This is a genomic window from Eggerthella sp., assembly GCF_048329335.1.
GTDB lineage: Bacteria > Actinomycetota > Coriobacteriia > Coriobacteriales > Eggerthellaceae > Eggerthella > Eggerthella lenta.
Map to the genome: position 1 here is coordinate 1 of NZ_DBFEGU010000085.1, position 2894 is coordinate 2894.

The 2894-nt window shown below is 61.5% G+C and carries 5 protein-coding genes and 1 pseudogene; 3 read left to right on the plus strand and 3 right to left on the minus strand.

The annotated features are described in order from the left end of the window. Positions 1-159 precede the first annotated feature (159 nt). Genes ACMO6A_RS02765 through ACMO6A_RS02775 form a run of 3 tightly spaced genes read left to right on the plus strand, consistent with a single transcriptional unit; the run spans position 160 to position 1275 of the window. A complete protein-coding gene (locus ACMO6A_RS02765; protein WP_227109853.1) occupies positions 160-582 on the plus strand; it encodes a hypothetical protein in 423 nt (140 codons plus the stop codon). 54 nt (positions 583-636) lie between these two features. Beyond that, a complete protein-coding gene (locus tag ACMO6A_RS02770; RefSeq protein ID WP_015760190.1) occupies positions 637-780 on the plus strand; it encodes a hypothetical protein in 144 nt (47 codons plus the stop codon). A 12-nt stretch (positions 781-792) separates the two neighbouring features. Next, a complete protein-coding gene (locus tag ACMO6A_RS02775; protein WP_418470741.1) occupies positions 793-1275 on the plus strand; it encodes a hypothetical protein in 483 nt (160 codons plus the stop codon). A 77-nt stretch (positions 1276-1352) separates the two neighbouring features. Here the strand turns inward: ACMO6A_RS02775 and ACMO6A_RS02780 are convergent, their stop codons facing one another. The 3 genes and pseudogenes from ACMO6A_RS02780 to ACMO6A_RS02790 all read right to left on the minus strand — a co-directional run. Next, positions 1353-1796, minus strand: a complete 444-nt coding sequence (locus ACMO6A_RS02780; RefSeq protein WP_114600866.1) for a helix-turn-helix domain-containing protein — start codon at positions 1794-1796, stop codon at positions 1353-1355. 1 nt (position 1797) lies between these two features. Then, entirely contained in the window at positions 1798-2424 is a 627-nt protein-coding gene (locus ACMO6A_RS02785) for a hypothetical protein (RefSeq protein ID WP_418470742.1), read from the minus strand. 271 nt (positions 2425-2695) lie between these two features. Then, a pseudogene (locus ACMO6A_RS02790) lies at positions 2696-2894 on the minus strand (hypothetical protein); the annotation flags it as partial.

A 2894-nucleotide genomic window follows, 5' to 3' on the forward strand; every position in this document is an offset into this window, starting at 1 on the left:
GGTCGGAGCGATGCTACTGCATCGTGAACCCGGGCCTGCAATAGGCCGCCCCGCTCGCACGTCCACACATATATGTATATGCGCGTCTATGCGTTTACGTACATGCGCATATGGGTAGACTCACATCGAATAGAGACGAAACGGGAGGGGATGGTCCGCATGGCGCCGTTCATCAGTGAAAATATCGACCTGGTTCCTTGCATGGCCATGGCATTCAACGCGGCGATTGCGACCATGGGTTTTCTGAAAATGGTTGCATGGACCGAGCACGGCATGTCGTCGAGGATGTCCAGATACATCGACAGGTTCGGCAAGATGGGCATCGACCGCGAGATTTTGGAGGTCTATGCGCGATCGTATCTCGACGAGTCGCGCAACGCGCTCATCTGCTGGATCGTTGGCCTCGCCATCACTATGGCTGTGGGGATTGTCATCTGGGCCCACGACGTCGGCGTGGCAGTCCTCCTGACATCCGTGGTCGCGGCGGCGGTATCGATCAGGTGCATCGTCATGGCAGTGAGGGATGTGGCGGATATCCGCGACGTCCTGGCCGAAACCGACCTAGGCACCCCGACCGCGTGATTTGCCCTGGCATCCAATCAATAGGGACAAGCAGATATTCAGAAGGGACTCGATATGGGTATGCAAAGCTATATGGCGACGGTATTTGTCGGCGAGCGTGAGATTGGCGGGCCTTTTGTAAACGGTGATTTTCGTTCAAGCCTGAACTTCGCGAGGCGAGAGCTTCGCGGATACCTGCGCCTGGCTGAGAGTATCTAACGGCAGGAAGTCATGGGTGGTCGCCGTCGTGGCCTTCGTTGTGTAACCGCCCCGGCGCTTGATTTTGGCATCCTTACCGAGACGAAGGATAGCGAGACCGGCACCGTGGAGTCCAGCTTTACCGTGACGTCGGCCTACACGGCCGAGGATTTCGTATCGGATACGCGAAGCGCGTTTCTTGCCTGCGTCACCGAAGATTTCGGCGAGCAGGTCGCATCGGAGGCTGCAAGTCTCGTCGATGGTCAAATCGCGTCGATGTCGTGGTATAGGCGCTTCGAGATATGGAGCGACCTCGCATCCTACGACATATGCGGCGTTGCGAACGCCGATCATCTCATCGACGGGCTCGAGGAGCTTTCCGTCGCGCTCGCCGATGGCCGCGCGTTCGACGCAAACGGTGGAAACCCCGTCTTCCATGCTTTTCACCGGGCCGAGCGGCAAAGTGGCGACAGAGAGTTACCTGTGCCTGCCAGACGTACTCATCGACATCATTGAGACAGGGGCTTCGGGCAACCGGAGCTCTTTTCTAATATGAGCCGGCACCTCCACGGTACCGGCTCAATAACGACTGCCTACATATCCCGGATCTCGCTCAGCCGCTCATCGTCCGCGGCCTCCTCCTCGAAGCGGAACTCGTAGGGGATGGCCAACCTGGTGAGCTCAAAGGCCACCTTTCTGGTCATGGCGTTCGAGATCCGCGCCGCGCGCGCATCCTCCGCGGCCAAGTCCTGCTCGCGGAAGTAGGGGAGCGGGTAGGGGTTGACGTCCGTCTCGCCGACAATCTTCTCCACCAAGCACCCGACCTCGCGGTCCTGGACTTCTGCTAGGTTCTCGAGGTACTTCCATGCCTCGGCCGTGGCGCGGCACCGCGGCAGGCGCGGGCTCTCCCAGTTCTTGACGGTCTTCACGTCGACGCCCGCGGCCTGCGCGACGTCGGACTGGTAGAGCCCCAGGCTCTCGCGCAGCACCTTGAAGCCTGCCTTGGTGTGGATGGTCTGCATGTCCGTTCCCTTCATCTTAGATCCTCTTCTCGAAGAGCCCGTGATAGACCCCATCGATCTCGTCCTGGTATTCGCACAGGAATTCGCACTGTCCGCCCTCGAGCGCGGCGAAAAGCCCGCGCAGGGTGGCGATGCCGTAATCGTGGAACCCCGCGGGAAGGTAGAGCGTCCCGTTGTAGGGCGCGCGTCCGACCCGGTAGCACGTGAAGTCACCGAAGGCCGACCCCTCGACGCGGTAGAGGCTGTAGATGTCCCCGCCGCACCGCGCGGATCCGACCGGCTCCGTATGCCCGGCGATATCGCGGATGATCTTCCCGTCCGCGCGTCTCGCGGCCGCCTCGCGCGCGAGCGTGCGCAGCTCGGGCACGCGGTCGAGCGGATCGACGGTGTTGACCGTCTCCTCGCTTTCCGTGAACTCCTCGCCGTCGAGCGTGATTTCGCTCACGGTGGCGACCCACCGGGCGAAACCGCGCTGGCAGGCCTCGACCCTGGAGGCCGCCGCGGCCTCGTGTGCCGCCCGCAGTGCCACCTCCCGGCTGTCTCCCTCGTAATGCAGTACCGGCGAATGGAGCGGTCGCACGTCGATATCCTCGGTTCCCGTGAACAGCAGCTCGCGCGACTCCGTCACGAAGAGCGTTTCCATATAGTCCTCCCATATGCGCGCCGGGCGGCCCCATGCCGCCCGCTCGGTAGTCCTTGTACCCCCTGAGGGGAAACGTAAACGCACGCCGCGGAAAAATCGCCGGACCGGGTTCGGGAAAAGGACGGGGCCGAAAACGGCCCCTGTCTTGAAATCTGGATATGGAATCAATCAATCATCGCCATGTCGAACGCTTATATGCGAACTCGGAATCGATCATCGCTGCGCAGTCCCTCCGAGGGCGGGGCCGTCGTGCTATCTGGCGGAACTAGCCTTATTTACCCGCCGTCGGGCGTAGCGCCAACAGGTCATCCCTGATCTCATCGAGCAGCTTCCTGCACTTGAGCTCCGCGGCCTCCATCGGGCTGACGTATCCATCCTCATGCGGGTCGAAAATCATATCCGGGTCTGGCAGCCATTTGCCGTCGCCCTCGCCGAAGGCGGTCTCGGTCATGATGTCGCAGAGGCCCAGG